The sequence below is a fragment of the Saccharopolyspora sp. 7B genome (assembly GCF_020177435.1).
In the GTDB taxonomy this organism is placed as follows: Bacteria; Actinomycetota; Actinomycetes; order Mycobacteriales; family Pseudonocardiaceae; genus Saccharopolyspora_C; species Saccharopolyspora_C gregorii.
In genome coordinates, this window is the sequence record NZ_JAIUKC010000061.1 from 1 (window position 1) to 18,548 (window position 18,548).

Genomic DNA, 18,548 nt, shown 5'->3' on the forward strand with positions numbered 1-18,548 from the left:
GCTCCAGCTGCTCGGACCGGGCCCGGGGCGGGGGGGGGGGGGGGGGGGGGGGGGCCCGCCGGGGCGGGGGGGGGGGGGTGGGGGTGGCTGGCGGGGGGGGGGGGGGGGGGCTGGCCGGGGGGGGGGGGGGGGCCCCCCCCCCCGCGGAACGGTATGCCGAAGCGGAGGCGGAAATGGTGGGCGAGCGGTGCTGACGGTGGATTTCGACCTGCTCGGCGTGCGGGCGGGGCAGCGGGTGCTGGACCTCGGGTGCGGTGCCGGACGGCACTCCTTCGAGTACCTGCGGCGCGGCGCGAACGTGGTGGCCTTCGACCAGGACACCGAGGCGCTGGCCGAGGTGGAGACGATGTTCGGCGCGATGGCCGCCGCCGGTGAGGTGCCGGAAGGGGCGTCGGCGACGACGGTCAGCGGGGACGCGCTCGGCCTGCCGTTCCCGGACGACCACTTCGACCAGGTCATCGCCTCCGAGATCATGGAGCACATCCCGGAGGACGAGAAGGCCATGCGCGAACTGGTGCGCGTGGTGCGGCCCGGCGGCCGCGTCGTGGTGACGGTCCCGCGGCAGTGGCCGGAGCGGATCTGCTGGGCGCTGTCCGACGAGTACCACCAGGTCGAGGGCGGGCACGTGCGCATCTACCAGCGCGAGCAGCTGATCGGCCGGTTGCGGGAGGCGGGGTTGCGCGAGGTGCACCACCACCACGCGCACGCGCTGCACTCGCCGTACTGGTGGCTCAAGTGCGCGGTGGGCGTGGACGACGGGGACCACCCGCTGCCGAAGCTGTACCACAAGCTGCTGGTGTGGGACCTGATGAAGAAGCCGTGGCTGACCCGGACCGTCGAGTCCGCGCTGAACCCGGTGCTCGGCAAGAGCCTCGCGGTGTACCTGTACAAACCGGGAGTCGCGAGTGCCTGACCTGCCGGCCGTCGACGGGGTGGTCTCCGCGCCGCAGGTGCTGGCGACCGCGCGGTCCATCGCCGCGGTGCAGCTGCGTTCCGGCGCGGTGCCGTGGTTCCCCGGCGGGCACGTGGACCCGTGGGACCACGTCGAGTCGGCGATGGCCCTGTCGGCGGCCGGCCTGGTCACCGAGGCCGAACGGGCCTACGAGTGGCTGCGCGCGACGCAGCGCTCGGACGGGTCCTGGCCGCTGCAGGTGCGGGACGGCGCGGTGGAGGACGCCGCGTCGGACAGCAACTTCTGCGCCTACCCGGCGGTCGGCGTCTGGCACCACGTCACGACCACCGGTGACGAGGGGTTCGCCGAGCGGATGTGGCCGGTGGTGCGGCGGGCGATCGACTTCGTGCTGGGCCTGCAGCAGGCCAGGGGCGAGGTCGCCTGGGCCCGGGGCACCGGCGGCGAGGTCGCGGGGGAGGCGCTGCTGGCGGGCAGCGCCAGCATCCACCACGGCCTGGTGTGCGCGCTGGCGCTGGCCGAGCACCTCGGCGTCGCGCAGCCGGACTGGGAGGTGGCGCTGGAGCGGCTGGCGCACGCGCTGCGCCACCACCCGGAGGCGTTCGCGGCGAAGGACCGCTACGCGATGGACTGGTACTACCCGGTCCTGGGCGGACCGCTGCGCGATGCCACCGGCCACGACCGGATCATGCGGCGCTGGTCGGACTTCTTCGTCGACGGGCTCGGCGTGCGGTGCGTGGACGACAACCCCTGGGTGACGGGCGCGGAGACCTGCGAGCTGGTGCTGAGCCTGGAGCTGCTGGGGCGGCGGGAGCTGGCGGTGCAGGCGCTGGCCTCGATGCAGCACCTGCGCGAGGAGGACGGTTCGTACTGGACCGGCCTGGTCTACTCCGACCGCAAGCGGTGGCCGGTGGAGCGCACCACGTGGACGGGGGCGGCGGTGGTGCTGGCCGCGGACGTGCTGTGCCGCGCGACGCCGGGCGCCGCGATCTTCCACACCGCCCGGCCCGGCCCGCCGACCGGCGCCCGCCCGGTGGACGACGCCTGCGGCTGCCCCGCGCGGCTCTCGGAGCTCGTCACCGACTGATCGGGCCCGGCAGCCCACCCGCCCGTTCTCGCCGGACCGGTGGGCCGCTCGTCCGGAGTCAGAGGGTGCCGGGTTCGCCCGCGGTGCGTTCCAGCACGCGCAGCGAGCCGACCTGGCGGACCTCCCGGAAGTTCCCGCCGTCGAGGGCGCGGCGGTAGATGCGGTACGGCGCCTGCCCGCCGTCGGCCGGGTCGGGGAACACGTCGTGGATGACCAGCGCCCCGCCGGGCGCGACCCACGGCGCCCAGCCCTCGAAGTCGGTGTTCGCCGCCTCGTCGGTGTGCCCGCCGTCGATGAACACCAGGTTCAGCGGGCTGCGCCAGAACGAGGACGTGGTGCGGGAGCTGCCGACGATCGCCACCACCTCGTCCTCCAGGCCGGCGTCGGCGATCGTGCGGCGGAACACGCCGAGCGTGTCGAGCTTGCCGACCTGCGGGTCCACCAGCTGCGGGTCGTGGTACTCCCAGCCGGGCTGGTGCTCCTCGGAGCCGCGGTGGTGGTCGACGGTGACGATGCGGCCGCCGGTGGCGCGGGCCGCCGCGCCCAGGTAGATCGTCGATTTCCCGCAGTAGGACCCGACCTCGACGGCCAGCCCGGTGCCGAGGAAGTCGAGGGCGGCGCGGTGCAGCGCGAGCCCTTCGTCGGCGGGCATGAAGCCGATCGCCCGCTCGGCCTTGGCCGCGAGTTCGGGCGGCAGGCTGGGGGTTCCGGTCGTCGCGGTCGGTGTCACGTGAGTCCTTTCGGGTCCGGCTGTCCCGCCGAGCCTACGCAGGAACACCCCGAATCAGGTAGAACGTGTTCTACCTAGTCTCCGGCGTGGGAGGGCGCGATGCCGATCGCGAGCACCGAACTGCAGCGCGACGTGCGGGAGTCGATCCGGGCGTGGGCCGACCGGCTCGACGGCACCGGCGAGGTGCGGGCCCGCGAAGAACCCGGAACCCGGTGGGAACCGGGCCGCGGCTGGGCGGAGTTGGCCGAGTTGGGCGTGTTCGCCATCGCGGTGCCGGAGCGCAACGGTGGCGCGGGCGGCGGGATGGCCGATCTGGCGGCGGCGCTGGAACCGGTGGCCGAGGCGCTGCCGCCCGGGCCGATCGCCTCGACCTGCGCGGCCGGCGTGCTGCTCGGCCGTGGTGGAGATCTCCCCGCCGTGCTGCCGGAACTGGCCGCGGGTGCGCTCCCGGTCGCGGTCGCGGCCGGCCCCGGAGGACTGGTCGCCGAAGCGGGCCCGCGCGGCGGGCTGCTCGTGTCCGGCGTGGTCGATCCGGTGCCGTCCGCGCCGGACGCCGCGCGCCTGCTGCTCGCCGCGCGCGGCCCGGACGGGCGGGACGCGTGGTTCCTGCTCGACGCGGCCCGCGCCCGGATCGAACCGCGCCGCGCGCTGGACTTCTCCCGCTCGCTGGGCCGGATCGAGCTCTCCGGCGTCGAGGTCGGCGCGGAGTCGCTGCTGCCCGGGATGGGCACTGCGGAGGTGCGCGACGTGCTGGTGACCCTCGCGGCGGCCGAGGCCTCCGGGGTCGCCGGGTGGTGCCTGCGCACGGCGGTGGCGCACGCCCGCACCCGCGAGCAGTTCGGCCGGGTGATCGGGAGCTTCCAGGCCGTCAAGCACCTGTGCGCCGAGATGCTGTGCCGCGCCGAGCAGGTCGCCGCGCTGGCCTGGGACGCGGCCCGCGCGCTGGACGAGGACCCCGGCCAGCACCCGCTCGCGGCCGCGGCGGCCGGGGCGATCGCGCTGGACGCGGCGGTGGACACCGCGAAGGACTGCGTGCAGGTGCTCGGCGGCATCGGCTTCACCTGGGAGCACGACGCGCACCTGCACCTGCGGCGCGCGGTGGCCCTGCGGCAGTGGCTCGGCGGGGGAGGGGCGTGGCGGCGGCGCACCGCCGAGCTCGCCCTGGGTGGTGCCCGCCGCGGGCTCGGCGCGGGCGGCGAGCTGCCCGCGGCGGTGCGGGAGCGGCGGGCGGAAGTGCGCGCCACCGCCCGGGAACTGGCGCGGACTCCGGCCGGTGAGCAGCGGGCGCGGCTGGTCGACACCGGTTACCTCGCGCCGCACTGGCCGCGCCCGCACGGCCTCGACGCGGGCCCCGGCCTGCAGCTGCTGATCGACGAGGAGCTGCGCGCCGCCGGGGTGGTCCGCCCGGACCTGGTGATCGGCGGCTGGGCGGTGCCGACGCTGCTCGGGCACGGCACGGCCGAGCAGTGCGCGCGGTTCGTGCGGCCCACCGCGCTCGGCGAGATCACCTGGTGCCAGCTGTTCAGCGAACCCGGGGCGGGCTCCGACCTGGCCGGGCTGCGCACCCGTGCCGAACGGGTGCCCGGCGGGTGGCGGCTGCACGGGCAGAAGGTGTGGACGTCGATGGCCCGCGAGGCGCACTGGGCGATCTGCCTGGCCCGCACCGACCCGGACGTGCCGAAGCACCGCGGCATCACCTACTTCCTGGTGGACATGGCGGCCGAGGGCATCGACGTGCGCCCGCTGCGGGAGATCACCGGCGAGTCGGTGTTCAACGAGGTGTTCCTGGACGGCGTGTTCGTGCCCGACGAGCAGGTGGTGGGCGAACCGGGTCAGGGCTGGCGGCTGGCGCGCACCACGCTGTCCGGCGAGCGGGTCGCGATGGGCGGTGGTTCGGCGCTGGGCGCGGAGGTGGAAGCGCTGCTGGCGGTGGCGCGGGAGGCGGACGATCCCGGGCTGGACCGGGTGGGCGCGCGGGTGGCGGAGGGCCTGTCGGTGTCGCTGCTGCGTTCGCGGGCGACGCTGCTGAGCCTGGAAGGCCGCGATCCGGGCGCGCAGGCGAGCGTGGAGAAGCTGGTCGGGGTGCGCCACCGCCAGCAGGTCGCGGAGACGGCGTTGGAACTGCTCGGACCGGAGGGCGCGGCGGCCGACGGTGCGGCGGCGGGACCGGCGCGGGAGTTCCTGCTCAGCCGGTGCCTGAGCATCGCAGGCGGCACCACGCAGGTGCTGCGCACGGTCGCGGCCGAGCGGATCCTGGGCCTGCCGCGGAGCTGAACCCTTGCGCCGGGACCACCCGTGCGGCTAGAACTAGAACAAGTTCCATTCATGGTCCGGGCTGGGCGACGCGGGGAGCCGATGTGGATTTCGCACTCGACGACACGCATCAACCGTTGCGGGAGCTGGCGAACGACGTCCTCGTCCGCGAACGCGATCGGAGCCGGAACGCGCCGGACGGCGACGGATCCGGAACGGGTTCTCGCACCTGGAAGGCGCTGGCCGCCGCCGGACTGCTCTCGCTGGCCGTCCCGGAACGCCTCGGCGGCGCCGGGCTCGGCCCGCTGGCCACCGCCGTGCTGCTCGCCGAGATCGGCAGGCACGCGGCCCCCGTCCCGGCGCTGGCGACCACGGCGTTCGGCGTGCTGCCGGTGGCCCGGCACGGCACCCCCGTCCAGCAGGACCGGCTGCTCGGCGAGGTCGGATCCGGGCAGGTGCTCACCGCCGCGCTCGGCGAACCCTCCGCGCCGCTGACCCCCGCACCCCGCACCTCGGCCCGGCCGGACGGCGCCGAGCTGGTCGTCACCGGCACCAAGACCGACGTGCCCGCGGCCGCCGCGGCCCGCGAGATCCTGGTCCCGGTCACCGTCGAAGGCGGTGGGACCGCCGTCGCGCTGCTGCGGCCCGACGCGCCCGGCGTCGAGCTGGAACCCACCTCGACCTCCGGCGGCACCGCGTGGACCGCGCGCTTCGCGCAGGCGCGCGGCGAACGGCTCGGCGGCGCGGACGCGCTGCCCGACCTGCTGCGGTGCGCCCGCGCCGGGATCTGCGCGCTCGGCGACGGCGCCCTCGCGGGTGCGCTCGCGCTCACCACCGAGCACGTGCGCACCCGCACCCAGTTCGGCAGGCCGCTCGCGGCGTTCCAAGCCGTCGCCTGGCAGATCGCCGACGTGCACATCGCCGCCCGCACCCTGCACCTCGCGGTGCTCGCGGCCTGCTGGCGGCTCGACGAGCGGCGCCCCGCCGAGGAGGACCTGGCGGTCGCCGCGCTGTGGCTCACCGAGCAGGCCCCGGCCGCGCTGCACACCTGCCACCACCTGCACGGCGGGATCGGGCTCGACGTCACCTACCCGTTGCACCGGCACCACTCGCTGGTGAAGGACCTGACCAGGCTGCTGGGCGGCCCCGGGAGCGCGGTGGACGCGCGCGCCGACCGGCTCGCGCGGCGGTGAGGAGCACCCGTGTTCATCGACTGCACCGAGCAGCAGCAGGCGCTGCGCGCCGAACTGCGAGAGTACTTCGGCGGACTGCTCAGCGAGGAGGAGCGGGCCGAACTCGGCACCGAGCGGCACGGCGCGGTGTTCCGCGACGTGGTGCGGCGGATGGGCCGCGACGGGTGGCTCGGCGTCGGCTGGCCCGTGGAGTACGGCGGCCGCGGGTTCGGCCCGGTGGCCCAGCACATCTTCGCCAGCGAGGCGGCGCGCGCCGACGTGCAGCTGCCCTCGGTGACGCTGCAGACGGTGGGCCCGACGCTGCTGGCGCACGGCACGCCCGAGCAGAAGGCCCACTTCCTGCCCAAGATCCTCGCCGGGGAGCTGCACTTCGCCATCGGCTACACCGAACCGGAGGCGGGCACCGACCTGGCCGCGCTGCGCACCCGCGCCGTGCGCGACGGCGACCACTACGTGGTGGACGGCCAGAAGATCTTCACCACCGGCGCGCACGACGCCGACCACATCTGGCTGGCCTGCCGCACCGACCCGGACGCGCCGAAGCACCGGGGGATCTCGATCCTCATCGTGGACACCACCGACCCCGGCTACTCGTGGACGCCGATCATCACCTGCGACGGGGCGCACCACGTCAACGCCACCTACTTCACCGGGGTGCGGGTGCCGGTGTCGCGGCTCGTGGGGGAGCAGGACCGCGGCTGGCAGCTGATCACCACCCAGCTCAACCACGAGCGGGTCATGCTCGGGCCCGCCGGGCGCATCGACGGGATGGCCGCGCGCGTCCGGGACTGGGCGGCCGCGCGCCGCGACCCGGACGGCACCCCGCTGGTGGAGCTGCCGGACGTGCGGCGCGCGCTGGCGCTCGCGCACGCCTGCACCCGGGTGAACGAGCTGCTGAACTGGCAGGTCGCCGCGGGCGGGCCGGTGGCGGCGGCGGACGCCTCGACGACGAAGGTGCTCACCTCCGAGCGCATCCAGTCCCTGGGCCGGCTGTTCGAGGAGGTGGTGGCCCGGCACGGCGACGCCGCCGACCCCGGCACCGGGCGGCTGCTGGACTGGCTGGACGTGCAGGGCAAGCGGAACTTGGTGCTCACCTTCGGCGGCGGTGTCAACGAGGTCCAGCGGGAGCTGATCGCCACGGCCGGTCTCGGACTGCCCAGGGTCCCGCGGTGAGCGGCACGGGCCCGCCGCGACCGGTGGTGACCGGCTTCGCCGTGGCGGGGCGCGGGGATCGGGGACGGGCGCTGGAGCGGAGGGAGCGGTGATGGGCGTGCAGGTGGAGCGGGACGCCGATGCGGAGATCCGGGCGGTGGCCGAGCGGATCCGGGCGGCGGGGGAGTCGGGGCCGCGGCTCGCGCGGGACCCGGTGAACCAACCGATGATCAACAACTGGGTGGAGGCGCTGGGCGACGAGAACCCCGTCTACACCGACGAATCCGCGGCCACCGCGTCCGTCCACGGTGGACTCGTCGCCCCGCCCGCGATGGCGCAGGTGTGGACGATGCCCGGGCTGCGCCCCGACTTCGACACCGACGATCCGCTGCACGCGATGATGACCGCGCTGGACGAGCGCGGTTTCACCTCGGTGGTCGCGACGAACAGCGAGCAGACCTACCACCGGTACCTGCGCCACGGCGAGCGGATCGGCGTCACCACCCGGCTCGAATCGGTGGTCGGCCCCAAGCGGACCGGCCTCGGCGACGGCTGGTTCGTCACCACCCGCAGCACCTGGTACTCCGGGGCGGAACCGGTCGCGGAGATGATGTTCCGGGTGCTGAAGTTCCGGCCGCCGCAGGGGGAACCGGCCGCTCCGACGGCCGAACCGGAACCGGCGCCGGCGATCCTGCCCGCGATCAGCCGGGACACCGCGTACTTCTGGGCGGGCACCGCCGAGCGGGAGCTCCGGATCCAGCGCTGCGGCGGTTGCGGCCTGCTGCGCCACCCGCCCGGCCCGATGTGCCCGGAGTGCGGCGCCACCTCGCCGACGCACCTGGTCGCCGCCGGGCTCGGTGAGGTGTACAGCTACGTGGTGCACCACCACCCGCCGCTACCGGGCAAGACGCTGCCGCTGGTGATCGCGCTGGTGGAACTGGACGAAGGGGTGCGGATGCTCGGCGAGCTGCACGGCGTCGAACCGGACCGGGTCGAGATCGGCCTGCGGGTCCAGGTGGACTACCGGGCCGAAGGGGAGATCACCACGCCGTTCTGGCGGCCGGCCGGAGGTGCCGCATGACCACCTTGCCGCGCACGCGCACCGCCCCGGAGGTGCGGGTGGGGGAGTCGCTGCCGGAGGTGCGGATCGAGATGACGCCGACCTTCATCGTCAGCAGCGCGCTCGCCACCCGCGACTTCCAGGACGTGCATCACGACCGCGACCGGGCGCAGGCCGGGGGATCCGCGGACATCTTCGTCAACATCCTCACCAGCACCGGGCTCGCGCAGCGCTACGTCACCGACTGGGCGGGCCCGGAGGCGCTGGTGCGCGGCGTGTCGGTGCGGCTCGGCGCACCCTGCTACGCGCACGACACCTTGGCGCTGTTCGGGCAGGTGCTGTCCCGCGCGGACGACGGCGAGTTCGAGGTGGAGGTGCTGGGCCGCAACGGACTCGGCGAACACCTGCGCGGCACCGTCCGGGTCGCGCTGCCGGAGGGGGCATCATGAGCTTCGCGGGACGGACCGCCATCGCCGGGATCGGCGCCACCGAGTTCTCCAAGGACTCCGGCCGCAGCGAACTCCAGCTGGCCGCCGAGGCGGTCCGCGCCGCGGTCACCGACGCCGGGCTCGAACCGTCCGATGTGGATGGTCTGGTGACGTTCACGATGGACGAGAACACCGAGATCGCGGTGGCGCGCGAACTGGGCGTGCCGGAACTGCGGTTCTTCAGCCGGGTGCACTACGGCGGCGGTGCCGCCTGCGCCACCGTGCAGCAGGCCGCGCTCGCCGTCTCGGCCGGGATCGCGGACGTCGTGGTGTGCTACCGGGCGTTCAACGAGCGCTCCGGGCACCGGTTCGGCCAGGTGCAGGCCGCCGCGGCCGCCGCCCCCACCTCGTCCGGAGTGGGCAACGGCTGGAGCTATCCCGTCGGACTCGGCACCCCGGCCGCGCAGGTCGCCATGTTCGCCCGCCGCTACCTGCACGAGTACGGCGCCACCAGCGAGGACTTCGGCCGGGTCGCGGTCGTCGACCGCGCGCACGCGGCCACCAACCCGAAGGCCTGGTTCCACGGGCGGCCCATCACCCTCGCCGAGCACCAGGCGTCCCGGTGGATCACCGAGCCGCTGCACCTGCTGGACTGCTGCCAGGAGAGCGACGGCGGTGTCGCGCTCGTCGTGGTCAGCGCGGAACGGGCCCGCGACCTGCCGCACCCGCCTGCGGTCGTCGCCGCGGCGGCGCAGGGCAGCGGGCCGGACCAGTTCACCATGACCAGCTACTACCGCCAGGAGCTCGCGGCGCTCCCGGAGCTGGGACTGGTCGCTCGCCAGCTGTGGCGGCAGGCCGGGTTCGGGCCGCAGGACGTGCGGACGGCGGTGCTCTACGACCACTTCACGCCGTTCGTGCTGGTGCAGCTGGAAGAACTCGGCTTCTGCGGGCGCGGCGAGGCGCGGCACTTCATCGCCGACGGCGGTATCGGGCTGGACGGGCGGTTGCCGATCAACACCCACGGCGGTCAGCTCGGCGAGGCCTACGTGCACGGCATGAACGGCATCGCCGAGGCGGTCCGCCAGCTCCGCGGCACCGCCGCCAACCAGCTCACCGACGTCCCGAACGTCCTGGTCACCGCCGGAACCGGGGTCCCCACCAGCGGTCTCGTCCTCACCGCGGCCTGACCAGGGACGTGCCGTCGCGGGCGGGGATGCCCCGGTGGGGCGGGTGAGCACCGCGTCCCGGACCCGGCGGCGGTGCGCGCGGGATCAGCGCGGCAGGCGGGCGATGGCGGTGATGATGAGGCCGTCGTCGGCGAGCCAGCGCCCGGCGAACGACGTGAGCGGCTCGCCCTCCACCTCCGGCCCGGTCTTGAGCAGTCGCGCGGCGAACGTTCCGTCCCGGTCGAGGGTGAGGTCGGCGTCCTCGAACCCCAGCCACTCCCGCGCGATCGGGAACCACGCCTTGTACACGGATTCCTTGGCGCTGAACAGGATCCGGTCCCAGTGCACGGACGGGTCCGCAGTGGACAGCGCCTCGATCCGCGGCCGTTCGGCCGGCAGCGTCACCGCGTTGAGCACCCCGTCCGGCAGCGCGTCGTGCGGCTCGGCGTCGATGCCGACGGTGAGCACCGAGTCCCGCAGCCCGACGACGGCGGCCCGGTAGCCGGCGCAGTGCGTCATGCTGCCCACCACCCCGTCCGGCCAGCCGGGTGCGCCCCGCTCGCCGGGCAGCAGCGGTGCGGCGGGCACGCCGATCTTCGCGAGGGCGGCGCGGGCGCAGTGCCGCGCGGTGGTGAACTCGCGGCGCCGCTTGTCCACGGCGCGCGCGATGACCGCCGCCTCCTCGTCGAACAGCCAGGCGTCCGGCGGATCGGTGCGGGTCTCCTCCCAGGCGAGTTCGCCGGGCAGCAGGCGTTCGATCACGACGTCTCCTCCGGGAAGACCAGGCGCAGCGGATCGTCCGGCAGCCCGTGCCGTTTCCACTCGCGCGGGTAGCCCACCGACACCTCCTGGAACCGCACGCCGTCGTGCCAGGTGGTGCGCGGGATGTGCAGGTGCCCGTAGACGACCGCGGCCGCCCGGTGCCGCAGGTGCCAGTCGGCGGTGTGCACCGTGCCGCACCACTGCGCGAACTGCGGGTACCAGAGCACGTCGGTGGGTTCGCGCACCAGCGGGTAGTGGTTCACCAGCACCGTCGGCAGTTCCGGGTCGCACTCGGCGAGCCGGCGCTCGCTGTAGGACAGCCGGGCCCGGCACCAGTCGTCGCGGGTCGGGTGCGGATCGGGGTGCAGCAGGAACTCGTCGCTGCACACCACGCCCGACTCGTGCGCGACCGCCAGCGCCTCCTCCTTCGTGGAGGTCCCGGCGGGGCGGAACGTGTAGTCGTAGAGCACGAACAGCGGCGCGATCGTCACCGGCCCGCCGCGCCCGGTCCACACCGGGAACTCGTCCTCCGGCGTGACGACGCCGAGTTCGCGGCAGCGGCGCACCAGTTCCAGGTAGCGGGCTTCGCCGCGCAGCTGCAGCGGGTCCTGCTTCGGCGTCCACAGCTCGTGGTTGCCGGGAACCCAGATGACCTTCGCGAACCGTTCGGCGAGCATGCCCAGCGCCCAGGAGATGTCCTCGGACAGCTCGCCCACGTCGCCCGCGACGATCAGCCAGTCCTCGTCGGTGCGGGGCCGCAGCCCGCGCGCGATGTCCTTGTTCTCGGCCATCGCGACGTGCAGATCGCTGACGGCCAGCAGTTCGCCGGAGCTCATGATGCGGCGATCATATCCGAGCCGCGCGGCCCGCCCGCCCGTTCCGCGGGCCTTCTAGGGGTTCTCCTGCCCGTCCGATCGCCGGTGCGGGGGTGCCCGGCGGAGTCCCACGATCCGAGAGCCCAATCCTGTCGTGCCGGGTTGGGTTTACAGCGGGCGCGGCGCGTGGCTACCGTGATCGCATGGCCCGGACGTCGACGCTCACCACGCGCGGATACGTGGATTTCGCCCGAGTGTCCTCCGCGCTCTGTAGCGCCTGAGCCCTTCCTCCCGCCCGGCCCCGGGCACCCTCCGCACCGCACGGCCGCTCCCGAACCGGAGCGCCCGGTACCGCGTCGACGCCGACGCGCCCTCGAACTCCGCCGCACCGCGCCGAACCCGGCCGGTGCCGCCTCCCCGCATGCCAGTGGAGCGTGACGATGACCTTGCCAGCGCCCGAGAGCGCCCGATCCGACACCGGCCCCGGCCCCGGCGCGATACCCGTCACGACGGTGCGCACCGACCGGGCAAAGGGGGAGCAGCGGCTGCCCCGCTGGCTGGTCAAGACCTTCAGCCCGATCGGGCTGATCGTGCTGTGGCAGGTGCTCAGCTCCACCGGTGTCCTCGACGACGACACGCTCGCCTCCCCGGGCACGGTCGCCGCCACCGCCTGGGAGATGTGGCAGGAGGGCCGGTTGCAGGACGCGGTGCTCGCCTCGGTGCAGCGCGTCGCGGTCGGCCTCGTCTTCGGCCTGGTCGCCGCCGTCGTGCTCGCGACCCTCTCCGGGCTGTTCCGGCGCGGGGAGGACATCGCCGACGCCCCGATGCAGATGCTGCGCACCGTGCCGGTGATCGGCCTCATCCCGCTGCTGATCATCTGGTTCGGGATCGGGGAGACGCCGAAGATCGTGCTCATCGCGCTCGCGGTGACCTTCCCGCTGTACATGAACATCTTCGGCGGCATCCGCAACGTGGACGCCGGGCTGGTCGAAGCGGCCAAGACCCTCGGGCTCGGCTGGTTCGCCCAGGTGCGGCACGTGATCCTGCCTGCGGCGATGCCGAACGCGCTGGTGGGGCTGCGGTTCTCGCTCGGCTCGGCGTGGCTGGCGCTGGTGTTCGGCGAGACGATCAACGCGACGGCCGGCATCGGCTACGAGATGAACATGGCCCGCGAGTTCTTCCAGACCGACGTGATCGTCGTGTGCCTGGTGCTCTACGCCCTGCTCGGCCTGGTGGCCGACTTCCTCGTCCGACTTCTCGAAAGGACCGTGCTGGCATGGCGACCGGCTTTCCGCGGAGCGTGACCGAATCCGCACCTGACACCGACCAGGTGACCCCCGAGCCCACCGGCGTCGCGGTGGCCCCCGCGCCCGCCGAGTCGGCGGCCTCCGTGCGCGGGCTCACCAAGAGCTTCGGCGACCGCACCGTGCTCGACGGCCTGGACCTGGACATCGAACCCGGTCAGTTCGTCGCCCTGCTCGGCCCCAGCGGCTGCGGCAAGAGCACCCTGCTGCGCATCCTCGCCGACCTCGACCACGAGATCAGCGGCGAGGTGCGGGTCGCCCAGCGGCGCGCCGTCGCCTTCCAAGCGCCGCGGCTGCTGCCGTGGAAGCGGGTGTGGCGCAACGTGGTCCTCGGCCTGCGCGGCAGGCCGGACCGGGCCAAGGCCGTGGCGGCGCTGGAGGAGGTGGGCCTCGGGCACCGGGTCGACGAGTGGCCGAAGGTGCTCTCCGGCGGCGAGGCGCAGCGCGCGTCGCTGGCCCGCGCCCTGGTGCGGGAACCGGACCTGCTGCTGCTCGACGAACCGTTCTCCGCGCTCGACGCGCTCACCCGGATCAAGGTGCAGGCGCTGGTGGGGGAGCTGTGGCAGCGGCACGGCTGCGCGATCCTGCTCGTCACCCACGACGTGGAGGAGGCGCTGCTGGTCGCCGACCGGGTGCTGCTGCGGGACGGCGGCGGCATCGTGCACGACCAGCTCGTCGAGCACCCCCGCCCGCGCGACGTGGCCGCGCCCGCGTTCGTCGCCCAGCGCGCCGAACTCCTCTCGTGGCTCGGCGTGCACTGACCGACCCCCTCCCCGCGGCGCGCTCCTCCGCCGCTCCACCCCGGCCCCGCGGGCCGCGGGCGCGGTCCCGCGCGCCCGCGCGGCGGGCCCCCGGGAACCGAGACAGGAAGTGTCTGACCATGAGTGTGGAAATCGTCGGCATGATCGGCGCCCAGCACGTCTCCGAGATCCACCCGGCGAGCGGCCCCGCCGTGGACCCCGCGTTCCTGCGCCGCTTCGCCCGCGCCCACGAGGACGGCGGCTTCGACCGGGTCCTCATCGGCCACGGCTCCGGATCCCCGGACGGCACCCAGCTGGCCGCGCACGTCGCCGCGCACACCGACCGGCTCGGGCTGCTCATCGCGCACCGGCCCGGATTCGTGGCACCCACGCTGGCCGCGCGGACCTTCGCCACGCTGGACGCGCTGTCCGGCGGGCGGATCGCGGTGCACGTCATCTCGGGCGGCAGCGACGCCGACCAGCGCCGCGACGGCGACCACCTGGACAAGGAGCAGCGCTACGCGCGCACCGACGAGTACCTGGAGGTGCTCAAGCGGGCGTGGACCGAGGACGGGCCGATCGACCACGACGGGCCGAACTACCGGATCGAGGACTTCAGCACCGCGGTGAAACCCGTGCAGCGGCCCCGGATCCCGCTGTACTTCGGCGGTTCCTCCGCGGCGGCCTACCGGGTCGGCGGCAAGCACGCCGACGTGTTCGCGCTGTGGGGCGAGCCGCTGGCCGAGACCGCCGAGCAGATCGCCTCCGTCCGCGCCGCCGCGCGGGCCGCCGGACGCACCGACGTGCCCGGCATCAGCGTGTCGTTCCGGCCCATCCTCGGCGCCACCGAGGAGCTCGCCTGGGAGCGCGCGCACTCCGTGCTGGACCGGATCCGGGCCGCTCGCGGCGGGTTCGGCTCCTTCACCGGGCCGAAGACGCTGGGCAAGGACGCCGAGGTCGCCAACGTCGGCTCGCAGCGCCTGCTGGCAGCGGCCGCCAAGGGCGAGCTGCACGACCGGGCGCTGTGGACCCCGACCTCGCAGGCCACCAACGCGGCCGGGAACTCCACCGCGCTCGTCGGCACCGCCGAGACCGTCGCGAAGGCACTCGCCGACTACGTGGACATCGGGGTGACCACGCTGCTCATCCGCGGCTACGACCCGCTCGACGACGCCATCGACTACGGCCGGGAGCTCATCCCCGCCGTCCGCGAAGAAGTGGCGCGCCGCGCGGGCGCCGCCGAGCGGACACCGGCGTGAGCGCGCCGGACCGCCGGGTCGCCCGGGGGTGCATGATGCCGGGCACGGAACGAATGGAGTCGAGATGACCCGCAGCTGGGTGCCGGAGACCGCCTCGCGGGGCCACGTCGTGGTGCTGCACGGGCGGGGCGAACACCCCGGCCTGTACGAGCGGTTCGGCCGCAGGCTCGCCGTCGACGGCTACACCGTCGTCGTCCCGGACCTCGGCACCGCACCGGCCGACTGGTTCGACGGGGCGGGCGACACCGCCCGCATCCTCGTCGGCACCGACACCGGTGCGCTGCGCGCCTGGGAGACCGCGCTGGAGACCGAGGTGGACGGGCTGGTGCTGGCGGGCACCCCGCTGGCCGCGGCGCCCGGTGCGCCCGCCGGGCGCGAGGACGAGATCGCCGCCCGCACCTCCTGCCCGATCCACCGCGAACGGCTCAGCGCCGACCCGGAATTCCACTGGGGCGAGCTCGACGCGGGCACCGCCGAACCGCCGCAGCGGCTCCCGGACGTGCCGGTGCTGCTGCTGCACGGCGATGCCGACGCCATCGCGCCCGTCGACCCGGTCACCCGGCTCGGCGCCGCGCACCCGCAGGCGAGCACCGCGGTGTTCAAGGACGGCGTGCACGACGTGCTCAACGACAAGGTGCACCGCAGCGTCGCCGCCCGGATCGTGCTGTTCTGCGAGGAGATCGCCAAGGGCGCCGTGGTGCTGCCGGAGGTGGCCGCGACCAGGAGCACCCGGGTGCGCCGCGCCGCGCCCGTGCACATCTCCGCGCGCGTCGACTACTCGGTGCGCGCCCTGGTGGAGCTGGCGAGCAGCGGCAGGCAGCAGACCTGCGAATCGATGGCCCGCACCCAGGGGATCCCGCTGAACTCGCTGGTGAACCTGATGGTGGAGCTGCGTCGCGGCGGCCTCGTGCACAGCCAGCGCGGCTGCGAAGGCGGCTACTGGCCGGCGCGGGACGCCGCGGAGATCACCCTCGCCGACGTGGTCCGCGTCGTCGAAGGCGCGGTGACCTCCCGACACGACGACGCCGAGCGGGACGCGGTGTGGACGCGGCTCGGCGGCGCCGTCGCGGACTTCCTCGAACGGATCACCATCGCCGACCTGGCCGCCGAACAGCGCGCGGCGGCCTGACCCAGAACGGAGCAGTTCCATGGCGGACGCATTCCACCCCGACCTGACCTCGAAGGTCGACCCCGCGGAGAAGCAGTCGCTGCGCTCCCGGCTGCACCACATCCGCGGCAGCGAGCTGGACGGGGGCACCGCGCAGACCGAGGGCATGCAGCGGTTCGCGGCGATCAGCGGCGACACCGTCGGCTCCGAGCGGATCTGGACCGGCGAGACGCACGTGGCGCCCGCGACGGCCTCCGACAACCACCACCACGGTGAGTCGGAGACCGCGATCTACGTGGTCAGCGGCCACCCCCGGTTCGTCTTCCACGACGGCACCGAGGAGGTGCGGATCGAGACCGAGCCCGGCGACTACATCTTCGTGCCGCCGTACGTGCCGCACCGCGAGGAGAACCCGGACCCGGAGCACAAGGCCGTCGTGGTGATCTCCCGGAGCACTCAGGAGGCCATCGTCGTCAACCTCCCGGAGCTCTACGCGCTCTGACCGAGCGTCTCTCTACTTCTGCTGCGGGGTGGTCGGGTGGCGGAACCTCAGCGGGATTCCCGCTGCGGGATCGTTTTCACCGGTGGCTCCGCCACAGGCGAAAACGCTGTCCTCGCGAGGATCCCGCTGAGAACCCGCTGGTGGTCCGGCTGCGTGCGTGGTCGGCAGTTCATCGGCTTCGCCGCTGACAGGAAACGGACATGACCTACCTGGCGGGTTCGACGGCAGCTGGAGTGATCGACCGGGTGGGTGGCCCGAGGCCCGAGCTGGCCGCCCACCTCGGAGCAGGGGTGTGGGGTGGAGCACTCCGGGCGGTTGGATAGAGTTCTGCGCCTGTATCCAGGTGCACCCCCTGCGGCCGGATGCTCCTAGTCGGGGATCGGGCAGCCGATGCTGGTGGCCGCGCGACGGAAGGATCTCGTTGGCCACCCCGCTACGCAGCCCCCGGTTACCCGGGCCCAGGCAGGCCGCACTCACCCGCTACCTCACCACCGCGCAGCGCTGGTTCGCGCGGCTGCGCGCCCACGTGCTGGTCCGGCCGCGGCCGGTCATCGCCGCCGGTGCGGTGGCGCTGCTGGTCTCGCTGGTGGCGCTGTTCCTGATGAGCCGCGCCGGGCTGGGGCACGGCGCGGGCGTCGACTACCAGGTGTACCGCTGGGCGGTGCACACCTGGCTCAGCGGCGGGGACATCACGGTCGGCGGTCCGATGACGAGCGCCGACCGGATCCTGCCGTGGGTGTACCCGCCGTTCGCGCTGCTGCCGCTGGCGGTGCCATCGGTGCTGCCGTACGTGGCGGGGCTGTGGCTGCTCTACCTGACGGACCTGGTCGCGATCGGCGTGGTGCTGTACCTGGTGGCGCGGCGGACGTGGCCGCACCTGGGCCGGGAGAGCGCGGCCGCGGTGGCCGCGATCGGCCTGCCGGGCACGCTGCTGCTGGAACCGGTGTACGCGTCGTTCGGGCTGGGCCAGGTCAACGTGCTGCTGATGGGGCTGGTGGCGGTGGACTGCCTGACCGAGCACCCGCGCTGGCCGCGGGGCCTGCTGGTGGGCCTGGCCGCCGCGATCAAGCTGACGCCGGCCGCGTTCCTGCTGTTCTTCCTGGTGCGCAAGGAGTACCGGGCGGCCGCGGTCGCCGCGATCACCGCCGTCGCCGGGACCTGCTTCGGGTTCGTGCTGAACCGCTCGGCGTCGATGGACTACTGGTTCGGCACCGGTCCGGCCGCGGGCGTCAGCGGTTCCTCGTACCACACCAACCAGTCGATCATGGGCGCGTTGTCCCGGCTGGACCTGCCCGCGTTGACCGAGCACGCGCTGTGGGCGCTGTGCGCGCTGGTGCTGACGCTGGTGGCGGTGCGGGTGCTGCGCACGGCGGAGGTGGCTCCGGCGTTGCTGGCGACGGCGCTGCTGGCGCTGTTGGTCTCGCCGACGTCCTGGTCGGACCACTGGGTGTGGGTGGCGCCGGGCGTGCTCGTCGCGGCCGGCACGGCGTTGCGCAGGCGCAGCCGCGGCTGGCTGGTGTCGGCGGGCGTGCTCGTGCTGGCCGCCTTCGTCACCCCGTTCCGGATGTTCCCGGCCAATGGGAACTGGAATGCGCTACAGCACCTGTTCGGCAATTCCTATCTGCTGATCGGAATCGCAATGCTTCTGCTGCTGTCGCGTTACGCGGCGGAACCGGCGCCCGCGGTGACCGGAGACCCGTCCCGCGATTGACCGTCCGGACGGGAATTGCGAATCGTGACGGTGCGGAGCCGGGCCATTCCGCACCGCTGCCCCGGGAACACGGACTCGGGTCCGCTGCGCGCGCGCCGGGTGCTCGGCCGCTCGCGGAGCGCGATCGGCGGCGCCGGGACCGCGTGCGGGAGCCGGTGGCCGTCCCCGTCGTCGCCGGTCGGCGGCGTGATGTCCGAATGGAACGTTTCATCCGGAGCCCGGATTCGGCGCATGGCACGGGAATCTGGTCTCGGCGCTGCGTCATCCGTGTGAATTCGGGGCGGCGGCGGGGGAAGCCGGAGTTCCACAGAGGACGGTCTCGATGAGGTTCGAGTCAGGCAACCCTTCCCGGGATGTGTGCTGCATCA

At 74.1% G+C, this 18,548-nt stretch carries 17 protein-coding genes; 14 read left to right on the top strand and 3 right to left on the bottom strand.

Going from position 1 to position 18,548, the window contains the following annotated elements:
• The first annotated feature begins 187 nt into the window (after window positions 1–187).
• Together LCD33_RS11685 and LCD33_RS11690 are read left to right on the top strand one after the other, a co-directional pair.
• The gene (locus LCD33_RS11685; RefSeq protein ID WP_224977828.1) at window positions 188–913 is read left to right on the top strand and encodes a class I SAM-dependent methyltransferase; all 726 of its coding nucleotides are present in this window, start codon (window positions 188–190) and stop codon (window positions 911–913) included.
• Window positions 906–1,997: a prenyltransferase gene (locus tag LCD33_RS11690; protein WP_224977829.1), complete on the top strand. Its 1,092-nt coding sequence runs from the start codon at window positions 906–908 to the stop codon at window positions 1,995–1,997. Before LCD33_RS11685 ends, LCD33_RS11690 begins: the two co-directional genes overlap by 8 nt.
• Window positions 1,998–2,055: 58 nt before the next feature.
• On the opposite strand, the gene LCD33_RS11695 is transcribed toward LCD33_RS11690, so the two are convergent.
• The gene (locus tag LCD33_RS11695; protein WP_224958862.1) at window positions 2,056–2,727 is read right to left on the bottom strand and encodes a class I SAM-dependent methyltransferase; all 672 of its coding nucleotides are present in this window, start codon (window positions 2,725–2,727) and stop codon (window positions 2,056–2,058) included.
• A 99-nt stretch (window positions 2,728–2,826) separates the two neighbouring features.
• Here LCD33_RS11695 and LCD33_RS11700 point away from each other — a divergent pair, with 99 nt between their 5' ends.
• From LCD33_RS11700 to LCD33_RS11725, 6 genes are all read left to right on the top strand, one after another.
• Entirely contained in the window at window positions 2,827–5,001 is a 2,175-nt protein-coding gene (locus tag LCD33_RS11700) for an acyl-CoA dehydrogenase (protein ID WP_224977830.1), read from the top strand.
• Window positions 5,002–5,084: 83 nt separating this feature from the next.
• Window positions 5,085–6,173: an acyl-CoA dehydrogenase family protein gene (locus tag LCD33_RS11705; RefSeq protein ID WP_224977831.1), complete on the top strand. Its 1,089-nt coding sequence runs from the start codon at window positions 5,085–5,087 to the stop codon at window positions 6,171–6,173.
• Window positions 6,174–6,182: 9 nt separating this feature from the next.
• Window positions 6,183–7,346: an acyl-CoA dehydrogenase family protein gene (locus LCD33_RS11710; RefSeq protein ID WP_224968150.1), complete on the top strand. Its 1,164-nt coding sequence runs from the start codon at window positions 6,183–6,185 to the stop codon at window positions 7,344–7,346.
• Between the two features lie 91 nt (window positions 7,347–7,437).
• Window positions 7,438–8,406 carry a bifunctional MaoC family dehydratase N-terminal/OB-fold nucleic acid binding domain-containing protein gene (locus LCD33_RS11715; protein WP_224966877.1) on the top strand — a complete coding sequence of 323 codons (969 nt, stop codon included), beginning with the start codon at window positions 7,438–7,440 and terminating at the stop codon, window positions 8,404–8,406.
• The gene (locus LCD33_RS11720) at window positions 8,403–8,834 is read left to right on the top strand and encodes a MaoC/PaaZ C-terminal domain-containing protein (protein ID WP_224958868.1); all 432 of its coding nucleotides are present in this window, start codon (window positions 8,403–8,405) and stop codon (window positions 8,832–8,834) included. The genes LCD33_RS11715 and LCD33_RS11720 overlap by 4 nt, the downstream gene beginning before the upstream one ends.
• Window positions 8,831–10,000, top strand: a complete 1,170-nt coding sequence (locus LCD33_RS11725) for a lipid-transfer protein (RefSeq protein ID WP_224977832.1) — start codon at window positions 8,831–8,833, stop codon at window positions 9,998–10,000. The genes LCD33_RS11720 and LCD33_RS11725 overlap by 4 nt, the downstream gene beginning before the upstream one ends.
• Before the next feature lie 84 nt (window positions 10,001–10,084).
• Here LCD33_RS11725 and LCD33_RS11730 read toward each other — a convergent pair whose 3' ends face one another.
• The gene (locus LCD33_RS11730; protein WP_224958871.1) at window positions 10,085–10,741 is read right to left on the bottom strand and encodes a 4'-phosphopantetheinyl transferase superfamily protein; all 657 of its coding nucleotides are present in this window, start codon (window positions 10,739–10,741) and stop codon (window positions 10,085–10,087) included.
• A complete protein-coding gene (locus tag LCD33_RS11735; RefSeq protein ID WP_224958872.1) occupies window positions 10,738–11,577 on the bottom strand; it encodes a metallophosphoesterase in 840 nt (279 codons plus the stop codon). The genes LCD33_RS11730 and LCD33_RS11735 overlap by 4 nt, the downstream gene beginning before the upstream one ends.
• Window positions 11,578–11,996: 419 nt before the next feature.
• On the opposite strand from LCD33_RS11735, the gene LCD33_RS11740 reads away from it, so the two are divergent.
• The 6 genes from LCD33_RS11740 (at window position 11,997) to LCD33_RS11765 (ending at window position 18,180) form a co-directional block, all read left to right on the top strand.
• On the top strand, window positions 11,997–12,860 hold the full coding sequence (locus LCD33_RS11740) for an ABC transporter permease (RefSeq protein WP_224958873.1): 864 nt from the start codon (window positions 11,997–11,999) through the stop codon (window positions 12,858–12,860).
• Window positions 12,833–13,621: an ABC transporter ATP-binding protein gene (locus LCD33_RS11745; RefSeq protein WP_224977833.1), complete on the top strand. Its 789-nt coding sequence runs from the start codon at window positions 12,833–12,835 to the stop codon at window positions 13,619–13,621. Before LCD33_RS11740 ends, LCD33_RS11745 begins: the two co-directional genes overlap by 28 nt.
• Before the next feature lie 119 nt (window positions 13,622–13,740).
• Entirely contained in the window at window positions 13,741–14,859 is a 1,119-nt protein-coding gene (locus LCD33_RS11750) for an LLM class flavin-dependent oxidoreductase (protein ID WP_224977834.1), read from the top strand.
• A gap of 64 nt (window positions 14,860–14,923) precedes the next feature.
• Window positions 14,924–15,988, top strand: coding sequence for an Rrf2 family transcriptional regulator (locus tag LCD33_RS11755; RefSeq protein WP_224977835.1), 1,065 nt, complete (start codon window positions 14,924–14,926; stop codon window positions 15,986–15,988).
• Between the two features lie 19 nt (window positions 15,989–16,007).
• Window positions 16,008–16,469 carry a cupin domain-containing protein gene (locus tag LCD33_RS11760; protein ID WP_224966868.1) on the top strand — a complete coding sequence of 154 codons (462 nt, stop codon included), beginning with the start codon at window positions 16,008–16,010 and terminating at the stop codon, window positions 16,467–16,469.
• A 421-nt stretch (window positions 16,470–16,890) separates the two neighbouring features.
• Window positions 16,891–18,180, top strand: a complete 1,290-nt coding sequence (locus tag LCD33_RS11765; protein ID WP_224977836.1) for a glycosyltransferase family 87 protein — start codon at window positions 16,891–16,893, stop codon at window positions 18,178–18,180.
• Window positions 18,181–18,548: the final 368 nt, after the last annotated feature.